The 13,834-nt window shown below is 61.8% G+C and carries 14 protein-coding genes and 1 tRNA gene; 10 read left to right on the forward strand and 5 right to left on the reverse strand.

All coding sequences use genetic code 11. The features are described 5' to 3' along the window. Positions 1-51: 51 nt before the first annotated feature. Positions 52-954: a histone deacetylase family protein gene (locus AC56QQ_RS33130; RefSeq protein WP_497124792.1), complete on the forward strand. Its 903-nt coding sequence runs from the start codon at positions 52-54 to the stop codon at positions 952-954. A 4-nt stretch (positions 955-958) separates the two neighbouring features. On the opposite strand, the gene AC56QQ_RS33135 is transcribed toward AC56QQ_RS33130, so the two are convergent. Next, complete coding sequence (locus AC56QQ_RS33135; protein WP_256754505.1) at positions 959-1,222, reverse strand: DUF6460 domain-containing protein; 264 nt, start codon at positions 1,220-1,222, stop codon at positions 959-961. A 431-nt stretch (positions 1,223-1,653) separates the two neighbouring features. On the opposite strand from AC56QQ_RS33135, the gene AC56QQ_RS33140 reads away from it, so the two are divergent. The 5 genes from AC56QQ_RS33140 (at position 1,654) to AC56QQ_RS33160 (ending at position 5,259) form a co-directional block, all read left to right on the forward strand. After that, a complete protein-coding gene (locus AC56QQ_RS33140) occupies positions 1,654-2,643 on the forward strand; it encodes a glycosyltransferase family 2 protein (protein ID WP_497129214.1) in 990 nt (329 codons plus the stop codon). After that, a complete protein-coding gene (locus tag AC56QQ_RS33145; RefSeq protein ID WP_497124793.1) occupies positions 2,636-3,337 on the forward strand; it encodes a class I SAM-dependent methyltransferase in 702 nt (233 codons plus the stop codon). The genes AC56QQ_RS33140 and AC56QQ_RS33145 overlap by 8 nt, the downstream gene beginning before the upstream one ends. 10 nt (positions 3,338-3,347) lie before the next feature. Further along, positions 3,348-3,626: a GtrA family protein gene (locus AC56QQ_RS33150; RefSeq protein ID WP_497124794.1), complete on the forward strand. Its 279-nt coding sequence runs from the start codon at positions 3,348-3,350 to the stop codon at positions 3,624-3,626. After that, a complete protein-coding gene (locus AC56QQ_RS33155) occupies positions 3,623-5,113 on the forward strand; it encodes a hypothetical protein (RefSeq protein ID WP_497124795.1) in 1,491 nt (496 codons plus the stop codon). The genes AC56QQ_RS33150 and AC56QQ_RS33155 overlap by 4 nt, the downstream gene beginning before the upstream one ends. A gap of 72 nt (positions 5,114-5,185) precedes the next feature. After that, positions 5,186-5,259, forward strand: a tRNA-Gly gene (locus AC56QQ_RS33160). Positions 5,260-5,287: 28 nt separating this feature from the next. On the opposite strand, the gene AC56QQ_RS33165 is transcribed toward AC56QQ_RS33160, so the two are convergent. From AC56QQ_RS33165 to AC56QQ_RS33175, 3 genes are all read right to left on the reverse strand, one after another. Continuing rightward, entirely contained in the window at positions 5,288-5,770 is a 483-nt protein-coding gene (locus AC56QQ_RS33165) for a Stf0 family sulfotransferase (protein ID WP_497124797.1), read from the reverse strand. Between the two features lie 119 nt (positions 5,771-5,889). Then, on the reverse strand, positions 5,890-6,048 hold the full coding sequence (locus tag AC56QQ_RS33170; protein ID WP_497124798.1) for a hypothetical protein: 159 nt from the start codon (positions 6,046-6,048) through the stop codon (positions 5,890-5,892). Between the two features lie 295 nt (positions 6,049-6,343). Further along, entirely contained in the window at positions 6,344-7,333 is a 990-nt protein-coding gene (locus tag AC56QQ_RS33175) for a LysR family transcriptional regulator (RefSeq protein WP_497124799.1), read from the reverse strand. Positions 7,334-7,645: 312 nt separating this feature from the next. On the opposite strand from AC56QQ_RS33175, the gene chvE reads away from it, so the two are divergent. The 4 genes from chvE to araD1 all read left to right on the forward strand — a co-directional run bounded on the left by chvE (position 7,646) and on the right by araD1 (position 12,839). After that, positions 7,646-8,713: a multiple monosaccharide ABC transporter substrate-binding protein gene (gene chvE, locus AC56QQ_RS33180; protein WP_497124800.1), complete on the forward strand. Its 1,068-nt coding sequence runs from the start codon at positions 7,646-7,648 to the stop codon at positions 8,711-8,713. 122 nt (positions 8,714-8,835) lie between these two features. Beyond that, positions 8,836-10,368, forward strand: a complete 1,533-nt coding sequence (mmsA, locus tag AC56QQ_RS33185; RefSeq protein WP_091579784.1) for a multiple monosaccharide ABC transporter ATP-binding protein — start codon at positions 8,836-8,838, stop codon at positions 10,366-10,368. Next, positions 10,365-11,657, forward strand: a complete 1,293-nt coding sequence (gene mmsB, locus AC56QQ_RS33190) for a multiple monosaccharide ABC transporter permease (RefSeq protein ID WP_489859347.1) — start codon at positions 10,365-10,367, stop codon at positions 11,655-11,657. The genes mmsA and mmsB overlap by 4 nt, the downstream gene beginning before the upstream one ends. A gap of 189 nt (positions 11,658-11,846) precedes the next feature. Next, positions 11,847-12,839: an AraD1 family protein gene (gene araD1 / locus AC56QQ_RS33195; RefSeq protein ID WP_497124801.1), complete on the forward strand. Its 993-nt coding sequence runs from the start codon at positions 11,847-11,849 to the stop codon at positions 12,837-12,839. Between the two features lie 191 nt (positions 12,840-13,030). Here the strand turns inward: araD1 and AC56QQ_RS33200 are convergent, their stop codons facing one another. Next, positions 13,031-13,804, reverse strand: coding sequence for an ABC transporter substrate-binding protein (locus AC56QQ_RS33200; RefSeq protein ID WP_497124802.1), 774 nt, complete (start codon positions 13,802-13,804; stop codon positions 13,031-13,033). Between the last annotated feature and the right edge of the window lie 30 nt (positions 13,805-13,834).

Raw genomic sequence — 13,834 nt, forward strand, 5'->3', positions numbered from 1 at the left:
TCATTCATCCGATAACGGCCAATCGATTCCCTGACCCTGGCGCGAGCTCCGATGCCCCTGCAGATCGTCCATCACCCCGACTATGACGCCGGCTTCGCCGTCAACCATCGCTTTCCTATGAGCAAGTACCCGTTGCTGATGGACGCCTTGCGCGCACGCGGACTGGCCGGCCCCAACGCGCTCAACACCGCCAAGCCAGCGCCGGCGTCATGGCTGAAGCTTGCCCACGCGGCGGCCTATGTCGATCAGGTGCTCGCCTGCACGGTACCCGAGAAAATCGAACGCGAGATCGGTTTTCCAGTCGGCCCCCGCGTCTCGTTGCGCGCGCAGCTTGCCACCGGTGGAACGATGCTGGCGGCGCGACTGGCCTTGCGGCACGGCATCGCCTGCAACACCGCCGGTGGCAGCCATCATGCGCGGCGCGCGCAAGGCGCCGGCTTCTGCACCTTCAACGATGTCGCCGTCGCCGTGATGATGTTGCTGGCTGAGGGCACGGCACAAAAGATCCTGGTCGTCGATCTCGACGTGCATCAGGGCGACGGCACGGCGGACATTCTGAGCGATGAGCCGCGCGCGTTCACCTTTTCCATGCATGGCGACCGCAACTACCCCGTGCGCAAGATCGCCTCCGACCTCGACATCGCACTGCCCGACGGCACCGGTGACGCCGCCTACCTCGAGACGCTTGGCGGCATCCTGCCGGAGCTGGCCGCCAAAGCGCGCTGGGATATCGTGTTCTACAATGCCGGCGTCGACGTCCATGCCGAGGACCGGTTGGGCAGGCTGTCGCTGACGGATGACGGTCTGCGCGCCCGCGACGAGATGGTTATCAGCCATTTTCGCGCGCTCGGCATTCCTGTCTGCGGCGTCATCGGCGGGGGCTATTCCACCGATGTGGCGGTGCTTGCGGCGCGGCACGCCATCCTGTTCGAGGTGGCTTCGGGTTATGCCTGACGGTTCATTTGCGGTAGCTGGCGATCCTGAGCAGGATGAAGGCCGGCACGACGATTGCCGCACCCAGCAGGATATAGCCAAGGAAACGATCAATGGCGTGAAAGCCCAGGTTCCATAGGTCGATGAAGAATTTCTGGATGCCGTAGAGCACGTCCATCGGCGACCAGCCGAAGGCGTTCATGACCAGGCCGACGAGGAACGACACCACCAGCAGCTTCAGGATCACCCTGAGCGGCGAGTCGCCGAGGAAGCGTGTCAGTGCGGACAAGGCCTGTCTCCAGCTTCGGTCGCCCCGATTCAGGGGACAGGCCCAGAGATACGCACTCGCCGGCCATCCATCAAGCCAGCGCGGCTGTCGCGTGGAACACGGTGCGTCGAGCCAGTAGCTCTGTCACGCGAGAGTTGGACAACTGGCGAGCCCCCTGCATCTCGGACAAGTGATCGGGACGCGGAACCTCGCCAGGCGCGCTATTGGTGGGGTTTGGCCCGGCGTCCGCATCCGCATCCGCATGGAACTGCCTGTTCGTTGGTGACGGGGCTTACGGCGTCAAAACGCGTGGCGGAGAAGGCGGCCAACCAACGGCTGCGGTCGATCCCGGCGGCTTATCTGTTTTCTAACCAATTGCCGCTATTCCCAATCAAATAGCGGGAGCCAGGCTTTTGGTGGAGACGGAAAACATCACCACGCGACGCGCCGTCATGTTGTCGGTGGTCGTCCCATGCTACAATGAACTGGATGGAGTGGCCGAACTTCATCGGCGGGTGACGGCCGCTTGCCTGGAACACTGCCGTTCCTACGAGATCGTCCTGGTCATCGATGGCGCGACCGACGGGACGCGCGAAGCCATTTTCCAGCTTGCCGAAAAGGACGACCATGTCGTCGCCATCGACCTTGCCCGCAACTACGGCCACCAGATCGCGTTGACCGCGGGGCTCGAATTCTGTCGCGGCCAGCGCATTCTCATTCTCGATGCCGACCTGCAGGATCCGCCGGAACTGCTCGGCGCGATGATGACGAAGATGAATGAAGGCTTCGATGTCGTTTACGGCCAGCGGCTGACGCGCGACGGTGAAAGCTGGTTCAAGCTGGCCTCCGCCTCGATGTTCTATCGCTTGCTGGGCCGGATGGTCGACGTCGACATAGCACCGAATTCCGGGGACTTCCGGCTGATGAGCCGCCGCGCGCTGGATCATCTCAACGCGATGCCTGAACGCTACAGGTTCATTCGCGGCATGGTGAGCTGGATCGGGCTGAAACAGGTGGCTTTCCCCTATGAAAGACACCGGCGCTTTGCCGGCACCACCCACTATCCGCTGAAGAAGATGGTTCTCCTGGCGATCGACGCGATGACCAGTTTCTCCATCGCACCGCTACGGTTCGCCTCGCTGCTCGGCATGATGTTCGGACTTCTGGGGCTGGTCGTGCTCGGCTACACCCTGTTCGAATGGACCGCCGGAAACGTGTTGCCCGGCTGGACGAGCCTTGCCGCGATCATGCTGATCCTCGGCAGCGTCCAGCTCATGGTGCTTGGCATCTTCGGCGAGTATCTCGGGCGCATGTACATGGAGACAAAGCGGCGACCGCTCTACCTCGTCAACGAGATCGTTTCGCGCAGCCAGGCAGCCGAGGACAAGAACCTGCCTCTCCATCGCCTGCAGGAGATGGCAAAGAGGGCCGCGCGTGCTTGAGGCGGAGTTCGACCAGTTTGCGCGCGAGTATCAGGAACAGCATGCCGCGAGCATAAGGCTGAGCGGCGAAACGCCGGACTTCTTCGCCAAGTACAAGATCGACGACGTTGCCGCGACGCTGCGGCGGGCCGGTGTGAAACCGCGACGGATACTCGACTTCGGCGCCGGCGTCGGCAATTCGCTCGGCCATATGCGCAAAGCGTTTCCAGACAGCGAGATCGTCTTGCTCGATCCTTCGCGGGAATCGCTCGACATCGCCCGCAAGCGCTTTCCCGGCCAGGCCTCATTCACGCATTTCGACGGTAAGACAATTCCGTTTGCCGACGGCAGCTTCGACCTGGCCTTCGCGGCTTGCGTCTTCCACCACATTCCCGAAGACCTGCAGATCGGATTGCTCGCGGAGATCGGCAGGGTGCTGGCCGATGGCGGCAGCTTCTTTCTTTTCGAACACAATCCGTGGAACCCGCTGACCACCCACGCTGTGAGAAATTGCGCTTTCGACGAGAACGCGGTCTTGATCAACTCCCGCGAGATGCGCAAGCGGATGGCCGCGGCGGGTCTTTCCAACACCCGGATCATCTACCGTATCTTCTTTCCCCGGCTGCTTGCCAGGCTGAGGCCGTTCGAGCGCTTCCTCACCAAGATTCCTGTCGGAGCCCAGTATTTTGCGCATGCGGTCAAGCCTGCCGTTTGACGATCCGAGGATGCCGCGATTTGGCGCCGTCGGGATGTTGAACACGGCGCTGGGATACGCGGTCATCCTGGCCGGGCTCGCGCTGGGCCTTGGCGACATCATTTCCAATGCCACGGGCTATGCCGCTGGCCTTGTCCTCGGCTTCTTCCTCAACCGCCAATGGACCTTCAGCCGTGCCGATGGCTTTCGCCCTGGCGCGGTCTCGGCCTGTTTCGTGTTCGTCGGCGGTGCGGGTGCTCCCTATTCCTCGACCGGAGTGAACGCGAAATGGCCTGGAGCCGCTATATGAGCGAGGCGGCAGCAATCGCGCCGGCAAGGCCCGCGCTCGAGGACGCACAGCGGGCCAGGTTGATATTCTGTCTGTTGGTTGCCTGTGTCATAGCGGCGGTACTGGCGGCCTTTGCCGGCGCCCTCCTGCAGGATCCCGACAATTGGTGGCAAGTGAAGGTCGGACTGGATTTCCTGGCAAACCGGACATTTCCGACGGCCGACCCCTACTCCCACACTTTTGCCGGCCAGCCATGGATCGCCAAGGAGTGGCTTGGGCAAGTCCTGCTGGCGCTTGCCTACCAGGCGGGAGGCTGGAACGGGGTGGTCACGCTGATCATCGCCACGGTCGGCCTGACGGTCTTCCTGACGGGATGGTTTCTCAGCGCCTGGCTGAAGCCTATATTGGCGACAGCGCTGGCGTTCCTCGTGGCCTTCCTGATCGATCCGATCTATACGGCGCGCCCCCACGTCTTCACCTTGCCGATCATCGTCATCTGGACGGCGATGCTGTTTCGTGCGGCGCAAGAAGAGAAAACCCCGCCCTGGTGGCTGCTTGTGCTTGTCGTGCTGTGGGCCAACCTGCACGCCACCTTCACCCTGGGCTTCGTTATCGCCGCCTTTGCCGGTCTGGATCTGCTGGCGCGCGTCGGCCTGTCGAAACCCTTCCTCCTGGTGAAATGGGTCGCGTTCGGCCTGCTCTGCCCACTGGTCAGTCTGATCCATCCCTATGGCGTGAAATCCATCCTGGCCACGCTCACCGTCGCCTATGGCAATGAGGCCGTGCCACTCATCCTCGAGTGGCGGCCATTCAATGCTCAGGAACAGCCTTTCCAGGAAGTCGCGATGCTGGTGGCGCTTTTCGGGCTTTTGGTATCGCGGTTGCGAATTGGCTGGCCCAAGGCCCTGTTCATCATCTTCACCCTGCATATGTTCCTCGGCCACATGCGCTTCGTGTATCTGTTCTTCCTGCTGATTCCCTTGGTGATCGCGGCCGAGGTCGCGCGGCAATACCCCTCGCTTTCAGCTCCCGCATGGCTGACTGAAAAGCGCGACGGGGTGGAAAAATTCTTCGCCAGGCGGTTCTACCCGATCTGCGGGGCGGCAACCGTTCTGGTAGTCGGTGCGGCCTTGGTGCTTGGCAGCTCGTATCAGGTCGCGCCGAGCCAGAAGACGTCGGCCAGCGGCGCGCTGGCATTCGCCGAAAGCCATCATCTGTCCGGCAACGTGCTGAATTCCTACAATTTCGGCGGCACGCTGATCTTCCACGGGATCAAGACCTATATCGACGGACGGACGGACCAGCTGTTCCTGGGCGGCTTCACGAAGACCGACGACGAGATGGGGCACAGTGACGGCAGGCCGCTGCTGCAAGCCCAGCTGAAGAAATACGCCATAGGCTGGGCGCTGCTGTCGACCGGCGACAGCCGCATTCCCTTCTTCGACGAACTGGGCTGGAAGCGCGCCTATTCGGACGATTATGCGGTGATCTACCTGCCCGGCGCCTGATCTGGCCGCGCCGGCACGAGGCCCGCTTTGGCGATTGCCCCAAGGCATGCCGTCATGATAACGAGGGCTCACGCGGGTATGATGTAATGGTAGCCTGTCAGCTTCCCAAGCTGAACGCGCGGGTTCGATTCCCGCTACCCGCTCCAACCACTCCGGAAGGTTCGAACAGGCTGTCTAAGCCTGGCTGATTCGCATCTGTTTCTTCAGAAGGAACCGAGCGAGATTGTCGATGTTGCGCGGCGCCACGTTTTCGGGGAGATGGGCCAATGGGCTCTTGGATTTGGCGTCATTTTGGAACCGCTCTACCCAGTCTTCGGTGTGTGTGTCCCGCTGCAACCGTAAATTCGTCTTGAACTCGCCTTCCGGCATTTCGACCGACAATTGCCGGGCCATCGATTCGACATAAGGACGAGGGTCGTCCAACAGGTCTTCATAGAAGAAATGGTCGTAAGTCAGATTGCCAATGCGCAAGTAGGCCTCCCAGAAGGCATAGCTCTGCTCGATCAGGAAGTAGGCCTGGCAGATGCCCGCGAAGTCGTATTGCGGAACCAAATCCGCGCCGTTCATCGTGCTTTTCCAATGGCCGGTTGCCTTCGCCCGGCAATGGGAAATTGCTTGACGAAGGCGGTCTCTCCGCTCCAGCAGGACCAATCCCATATCATGGCGCCTGACGCATTCGGCGAGGAAGTCGGCTCCATATTTCGCCTGCGACCAGTGAAGATGCCGTGGGAACAACTTTACCGCGAACCTGCCATTCGCGGTCCCGCCGCGGTCGATTACAGCGGAAGAAGTTCATCGAATGATTTCGGCTTGAACCCCAGATTGATCGTATCGAGCCATTCGGCCGAATTGCCAAAAGTGCCGGTGCTGTTGGTGAGACTGCCGAGCCATTCGGAGCCGCTACGAGCCTCGGTTAATATGGCCACGCCTTTCATGTGTCCCCATTGCTGGTTGTCCGCAGAGGTTCATTAGTTAAGGGAAATATGGCGCTCTCAAGGAAAGTGTAGTCCCTCGCCTTAGGTTGTAGAGGCCGGAACCGACTGGCTCAAGGGCGAAGCCACTGCCGGCAATGGTATTCGCCGTTGGCGGTCAGACCTGGAGCCGCCGCATCGGATCTGTCGCCCATGGACCGTTTCATCCGTGGGGGATCATCCGGTCACCCGTTCGATGCTGAAGTTCTCTGGTGATCAAACTCGTGCGTCGGGCAGGATAACCTTGCCGAAGTGGCCGCTATCCCACCTCTCGCAGAATGAAGTCATGCAGCATCTTGGCGGCGGGCGACAGCACGCGGTTTTTCACGGTGATCAGGCTGTAGGGCCTGACCTCGATGTCGAATTCGGTGTGGACGACGTCGATGGCGCCGGCCAGCCCGTCGGGATTCTGGATGAATTTCGCCACCTGGACCGAGACCGGCGCAATGGCGTCGGACTGCGCGACCATGACCAGGGTCAGGAGCAGCGAGCTGGTGTTGAGGATCCGGTCCGGCAGGGCGATGTTGCGGTTGAGGAAATTGCTCTCCATTGCCTGGCGCAAGGGCGAACCGCCCGACTGGAAGACCCAGTCATAGCTGGCGGTCTCCTCCAGCCGCACCACCTTGCCCCTGGTGAGCGGATGGCCCCGGCGCACGATCAGGCACGCCTTCTCGACGCCGATGACGCGCGACTCGAACAGGCGCGGATTGAGATCGTCGGGGATGCGCGCGATGATGAAGTCATGGCGCATGGCGATCAGTTCGCGCGCCAGCACGTTGGAGGTCTCGACCTGCATGGTGATCTCGATGCGCGGATAGAGGCGGCGGATCTCGCGAATCGCCGGCACCGCCAGTTCGATCGCCGGCGCCGTCACGGCACCCAGGAACACCGAACCACCCTTGCCCGCCTTGAGCTCGGAAATCTCGCGGTCGACCTCGCGCATCTCCAGCAGGATCGAGCGCGCGCGCCTGGCCAGTGCCTTGCCGTACGGGGTCAACGTGATACCGCGCGGCAGCCTTTCGCAAAGCTTGACCTCGAGCACAGCCTCCATCTCACCGATCATGCGCGAGGCCGCCGGCTGCGAGATGTTCATGACCTGGGCCGCCGCGCTCACCCGGCCATGATCGTCGAGCGCGACGATCATGCGCATGTGACGCAGGCTGAGACCACTGCGCAGCAGGGTTTCGCCGTCGCCCGGCATTTCGCTGTAACCATTTGAAACCGCTGTCGGATTCCGTAGCGCCACCATGGCTTTTCGCCGCCTCCACTCGCCGCCGGCCGGTATTGTCGGCGGTCCCGTGACATCTCATAACACATACCAATAGTGATATAGCAACCATCAAAGATCGCATTTGACAGTTATGGCAAAGGGCCACACCCTTCGCGCGTTCCGAGACGCGACGGTCGCTGACGAGAAAAATCGTATCGATTGAAATCAGCGCCTCGGAGCCATGGGAGGATACCGGAGATCGATATGACGGCAGCAGTGCCTTGGCGCTTCTGCACGATTGCGCGGCCCGCGACCCCCGGGGTGCCGCGTCCATCAACCAGGGAGAGTTAAGTGAAAATCATCAAGACATTAGTCGCCGCCTTGGCGGTCAGCATCGCAGCCATGTCGGCCACAGCCTACGCGGCCGACAAAGGTCTGGTAGGCGTGCTGATGCCCACCAAGACCTCGCAGCGCTGGATCAACGACGGCGACGCCGTCAAGTCCCAGCTCGAGGCTCTCGGCTACACCGTCGACCTGCAATACGCGCAGGATGACATCCCCAACCAGCTCAGCCAGCTGGAAAACGAAATCACCAAGGGGCCGAAGGCACTGATCATCGCCTCCATCGACGGCACCACGCTGTCGGATGCGCTGCAGAAGGCCGCTGACGCCGGTGTCGTCGTCGTCGCCTATGACCGCCTGATCAAGAAGACCGCCAATGTCGACTACTACACCACCTTCGACAATTTCGGCGTCGGCGTCATCCAGGCCAATTCGCTGCTCAAGGGCCTTGGCTATCCGGAGAAGAAGGGTCCGTTCAACATCGAACTGTTCGGCGGTTCGCCCGACGACAACAACGCCTTCTTCTTCTACAACGGCGCCATGTCCGTTCTTCAGCCGCTGATCGACAGCAAGGTGCTGGTCGTGAAGTCCGGCCAGATGGGCATGGACAAGGTCGGCACGCTGCGCTGGCTGGCGGCAACCGCCCAGGCGCGCATGGACAACCTGCTCTCCGCCAACTACTCGGACGGCAGCCGCGTCGATGGCGTTCTGTCGCCCTATGACGGCCTGTCGCGCGGTATCACCGCCTCGCTGCGCGCCGTGGGCTACGGCACGGCCGCTCAGCCCTGGCCTGTTGTGACCGGCCAGGATGCCGAGACCGCCTCGGTCAAGCTGATCATCTCGGGTGAGCAGTACTCGACCGTGTTCAAGGACACCCGCGAACTGGCCAAGGCCACTGTCGGTCTGGTCGACAAGGTGCTCTCGGGCGGCAAGCCGGAAGGCCTCGACACCAAGACCTACAACAACGACGTCAAGGTCGTTCCCTCGATCCTGCTGACGCCGCATGAAGTCGACAAGTCGAACTACCAGGCCCTGGTGGTCGACTCCGGCTACATCAAGGCCGAAGACCTGAAGTAATCGCTTTTGCAAAGCCTGGGGTCCCGCGCGCAGCGGGGCCCCTTTTTGCTAGCGCGGCGAATCCAAAATTCGCATACTAGCCCCCCGGCATTGTTCCGGACCTCGGAGGAGCGGTATTCCTGATGGCCTCGACGATTTTGGAGATGCGCGACATCACCAAGACGTTCCCCGGCGTGAAGGCGCTGTCGAACGTCAACCTCAGCGTCGAGGAAGGCGAGATCCATGCCGTGGTCGGCGAAAACGGCGCCGGCAAATCGACGCTGATGAAGGTGCTGTCAGGCGTGTATGCGTCCGGCACCTATGATGGCGCGATCATCTACCGTGGCGAGGAATGCCATTTCAAAGGCATTCACGACAGTGAACACAAGGGCATCGTCATCATCCACCAGGAGCTTGCGCTGGTGCCGATGCTGTCGATCGCCGAAAACATTTTCCTTGGCAACGAGCACGCCAGATTTGGCATCATCGACTGGAATGCCAACGAGACACGCACCAGCGCCTTGCTGAAGAAGGTGGGCCTCAAGGAGGACCCCAAGACGCTGATCACCAACATCGGCGTCGGCAAGCAGCAGCTGGTCGAGATCGCCAAGGCGCTCAGCAAGGAAGTGAAGCTGCTGATCCTCGACGAGCCGACGGCGAGCCTGTCGGAAAAAGACAGCCAGGCGCTGCTCGACCTGCTGCTCGAGTTCAAGCGGCAAGGCATCACCTCGATCCTGATCTCGCACAAGCTCAACGAGGTGAACCGGGTCGCCGACAAGGTCACCATCATCCGCGACGGGCGAACCATCGAGACGCTGGCCAAGAAAGACATCTCGGAAGACCGCATCATCACCTCGATGGTCGGCCGCTCGCTTGACGACCGTTATCCGCCGCGCGAGCCGAAGATCGGTGAGATCGTGCTCCAGGTGAAGAACTGGTCGGTCTATCACCCGATCCATGCCGAGCGGCAAGTGATCAAGGGCATCGATATCAATGTCCGCAAGGGCGAGGTGGTGGGTATCGCCGGGCTGATGGGCGCCGGGCGCACCGAATTCGCGATGAGCCTGTTTGGCCGTTCCTATGGCCGCCGCATCACCGGCGAGGTGCTGCTCAAGGGCAAGCCGATCGATGTCTCATCGGTGAGCAAGGCGGTGGAGCACGGCATTGCCTACGTCACCGAAGACCGCAAGACCTACGGTCTCAATCTCATCGATCACATCAAGCACAACATCACGCTGGCCAACCTTCCGGGCGTCTCGCGCCACGCCGTGATCGACGACCTGCGCGAACTCGCCGTCGCCAACGACTACAAGGCCAAGACCAACATCCGCTCGTCCAGCGTCTATCAGATGACCGGCAATCTGTCGGGCGGCAATCAACAGAAGGTGGTGCTGTCGAAATGGCTGTTCGCCAATCCGGAAGTGCTGATCCTCGACGAGCCGACGCGCGGCATCGACGTCGGCGCCAAGTACGAAATCTACACCATCATCGCCCGCCTCGCCTCCGAGGGTAAGGCGATCATCGTCATCTCGTCGGAGATGCCGGAACTGCTCGGCATCACCGACCGCATCTACGTCATGAATGAAGGCCGCATGGTCGGCGAAATGGCGGCGAGTGATGCCAGCCAGGAAAAGATCATGCGCGCCATCGTTCGGGGAGAAGGAAAAGCATCATGAGCACCGAAAGCGCTCCCGCGCCGAAAAGCGGCGTCGCCGAAGATGTGCAGCAGGGACCGCGCGTTGCCGTCTCGGCGCTGATCACCAATTTGCGCGAATATGGCCTGATCCTGGCGCTGATCGCCATCATGGTGTTCTTCCAGTTCACGACGTCCGGCACGCTGTTCAAGCCGGTGAACCTGAGCAACCTGGTGCAGCAGAATTCCTTCATCATCGTGATGGCGCTGGGCATGCTTTTGGTGATCGTTTCGGGTCATATCGACCTCAGTGTCGGCTCTGTCGCCGGTTTCATCGGCGCGCTGGCGGCGATGATGATGGTCATCTGGCCGCTAGGCCCATTGAGCAATCCGCTGGTTGTGTCGATCATCTGTCTCGTCATTGGCGGCTGCATCGGCGCGGCCCAAGGCTACTGGATCGCCTATCACCGAATACCGAGCTTCATCGTCACGCTGGCGGGAATGTTGATCTTCCGCGGCATCTGCCAAGCGCTGCTGGGTGGCGGGTCTTCTGTTGGGCCGCTTCCAGACGGCTTCAAGGCACTCAGCTCCGGCTTCATTCCCGACGTGATCGGCCCCTTGATGCTGATCCCGCCGACCGTGAACGCCGCAGGCAAGACCATCATCGGCAGCGGCCTGACGCTGCATATGACGACGATCGTGATCGGCCTCGTCGCCGTGCTCGCCTATGCCTATTTCGGGCTCAGGGCGCGGCGCACCCGCGAGCAGCATGGCTATGAAGCCGAGCCCTTCACACTGTTCGTCGTGAAGACGCTGGTGACCAGCGCCCTGGCGCTGTTCCTGGTTTACCAATTCGCCACCTACAAGGGCCTGCCGATCGTTCTCATGGTGATGGGCGTGCTGATCGCGCTGTTCGTCTTCGTCACCAAACGCATGACGATCGGCCGCCGCATCTACGCCATGGGCGGCAATGCCAAGGCGGCGCAGCTGTCGGGCATCAAGACCGAGCGGCTGACCCTGATGGTGTTCGTCAACATGGGCGTGCTGTCGGCGCTTGGCGGCCTGATCATCGCGGCACGCCTGGGGCAGGCCGTGCCGGCGGCGGGCCTCGGCAGCGAGCTCGACGTCATCGCCGCGGTGTTCATCGGCGGCGCTTCGGCCATGGGCGGCGTCGGCCAGGTCATCGGCGCGGTGGTCGGCGGCTTCATCATGGGCGTCATGAACAACGGCATGTCGATCATGGGCGTCAACGTGGATTGGCAACAGGTGGTGAAGGGCCTGGTGCTGCTCGGCGCCGTGGTCTTCGACGTCTACAACAAGAACAAGGGCTGAGGGAACAGGAAGGCATACGGGTCACATCGCGGCACTGCCGGACGGCACGAAGAAGTCCCCCGAGGGACCGGGCCCGCGAGCGCAATCCGAACGGAGAATTTCACCCGTGGCATGGACGACGTCCCGGCCGCGCTTGGGAAGGTTTGCCGTGCCGGCAGCCATGCCAAGGCAAATGAGAGAGGATTCATCATGCTGATCTCCCAGATTCTCGATGACGCCGAGACCATCCGCGTCGTTGCCCGCAATGGCGGCAAGACCCGCATCATCAACGGCGCGCGCAGCGTCTATTCGCTGGCCATGGAGGCCGCCCGCACCGGCGTCGGCCTCGTCGCGCTGATCGAACGCAAGGGCTTCGGTGAAACCATCGACCTCGACGCCGCCTACAAGAAAGGGCGGCTGGTGTCGCCGATCAACCATCCCGACCCCGCGCATCTTCACCTCACCGGCACTGGCTTGACGCATCTCGGCTCAGCGGCGACGCGCGATTCCATGCACAAGAATCTCAGCGCCCACGGCGAGGAGCAACTCACCGATTCCATGAAGATGTTCCGCATGGGGCTGGAGGGCGGCAAACCCGCGAAAGGCCAGGTCGGCGTGCAGCCGGAATGGTTCTACAAGGGCAACGGCACGATGGCGGTGGCGCCAGGTGCTGCACTGATGTCGCCGGCTTTTGCCATGGATGCCGGCGAGGAGCCCGAGATCGCCGGCATCTATGTGATCGGCGACGACGGCGCGCCATTCCGCGTCGGCTTCACGCTGTCGAACGAGTTTTCCGATCACGTGACCGAGCGCGTGAACTATCTCTTCCTCGCCCATTCCAAGCTGCGCAACGCGTCGTTCGGACCGGAGATCCTGATCGGCGACCTGCCGTCCGACATCCGCGGCACCTCGCGCATCGTGCGCGACGGCAAGACGCTGTGGGAAAAGCCGTTCCTGTCGGGCGAAGCGAACATGTCGCACACCATCGCCAATCTCGAACATCACCATTTCAAATACTCAGCCTTCCGCCAGCCGGGCGACGTGCACGTGCACATGTTCGGAACGGCCACGCTGTCCTTCGCCGACGGCATCAGGACCGAGGCCGGCGACGTATTCGAGATCGAGGCCGGGGATTTCGGCCTGCCGCTGCGCAACCAGCTCGAGATCGAGCAGCCGGTGAACGTGGCGGTGAAGGCGCTTTGACAGCGTGATCTCCCCCCTCGTGGGGAGATGGCCGGCAGGCCAAAGGGGGGCGCTGTCCCTTCGCACCTCCAAATGTCATCGAGCCCTCGGGCTGTTTTGATTTGTCACAGAATGCGAGGTTGGCGATCCTTCACGCCCCCTCTGCCCTGCCGGCCATCTCCCCCACGAGGGGGGAGATTGGCGGCTTCACCTCAATAGATATCGAAGTCGAAGTACTTGGCCTGGATCTTCTTGTAGGTGCCGTCGGCGACGATCGCGTCGATCGCGGCGTTGAGCTTGTCGCGCAGTGCCGTGTCTTCCAGGCGAACGGCGATGCCGGCCTGCGTCTCGGTGCCCTTGACGTCGCCCACCAGCTTGCAGCAGCCGTCGCTTGCCTTCTTCAGCCAATCCACCAGCACGAACTTGTCCGAGATCACGGCATCAAGCCGGCCATTGGTCAGGTCGGTGATCGCCTCTTCCTGGGTTGGATAGAGCTTCGCCTCCGCGCCCGCCTTGCCATAGGTATTCTGGGCATAGTCGGCCTGCGTGGTCGAAGCCTGGGCGCCGACCGTCTTGCCGGCAAGTGCCGCCGGTTCGGTCGAGGTGAGATCGCTGTCCTTCGGCGCCACCAAGGCGAGCGGCGTCGTATAGTATTTGTTGGTGAAGGAGACCTGTTTCTTGCGCTCCTCGGTGATGCTCATCGACGCGATGATGGCATCGAACTTCTTGGCCTGCAGGGCGGGAATGATGCCATCCCAGTCCTGGGTGACGATTTCGCACTCGACCTTCATCTGCGCACACAGCGCATTGGCGATGTCGATATCGAAACCGACAACCTTGCCGTCCGCGGTGATGGTGTTGAACGGCGGATAGGCGCCCTCGGTGCCGATTTTCAGTTTCTCCGCGGCCTGCGCCGACAGCGAGCCAACAGCTATCACCAGCATGGCAGCGCCCGCTGCCGATACGATCCATTTTGAAATCCGCATTTTCTTGGTTCCCCTTGAACGCCGGCATCC

The sequence above is a fragment of the Mesorhizobium sp. RCAM 05099 genome, assembly GCF_059683685.1.

Excerpts from the sequence above, each read along its gene's own strand:
- AC56QQ_RS33130 (WP_497124792.1), top strand. The coding sequence starts at position 52 with ATGCCCCTGCAGATCGTCCATCACCCCGACTATGACGCCGGCTTCGCC.
- AC56QQ_RS33140 (WP_497129214.1), top strand. The coding sequence starts at position 1,654 with ATGTTGTCGGTGGTCGTCCCATGCTACAATGAACTGGATGGAGTGGCC.
- AC56QQ_RS33150 (WP_497124794.1), top strand. The coding sequence starts at position 3,348 with ATGCCGCGATTTGGCGCCGTCGGGATGTTGAACACGGCGCTGGGATAC.
- AC56QQ_RS33155 (WP_497124795.1), top strand. The coding sequence starts at position 3,623 with ATGAGCGAGGCGGCAGCAATCGCGCCGGCAAGGCCCGCGCTCGAGGAC.
- AC56QQ_RS33165 (WP_497124797.1), bottom strand. The coding sequence starts at position 5,770 with ATGGGATTGGTCCTGCTGGAGCGGAGAGACCGCCTTCGTCAAGCAATT.
- AC56QQ_RS33170 (WP_497124798.1), bottom strand. The coding sequence starts at position 6,048 with ATGAAAGGCGTGGCCATATTAACCGAGGCTCGTAGCGGCTCCGAATGG.
- AC56QQ_RS33175 (WP_497124799.1), bottom strand. The coding sequence starts at position 7,333 with ATGGTGGCGCTACGGAATCCGACAGCGGTTTCAAATGGTTACAGCGAA.
- mmsA (WP_091579784.1), top strand. The coding sequence starts at position 8,836 with ATGGCCTCGACGATTTTGGAGATGCGCGACATCACCAAGACGTTCCCC.
- mmsB (WP_489859347.1), top strand. The coding sequence starts at position 10,365 with ATGAGCACCGAAAGCGCTCCCGCGCCGAAAAGCGGCGTCGCCGAAGAT.
- araD1 (WP_497124801.1), top strand. The coding sequence starts at position 11,847 with ATGCTGATCTCCCAGATTCTCGATGACGCCGAGACCATCCGCGTCGTT.
- AC56QQ_RS33200 (WP_497124802.1), bottom strand. The coding sequence starts at position 13,804 with ATGCGGATTTCAAAATGGATCGTATCGGCAGCGGGCGCTGCCATGCTG.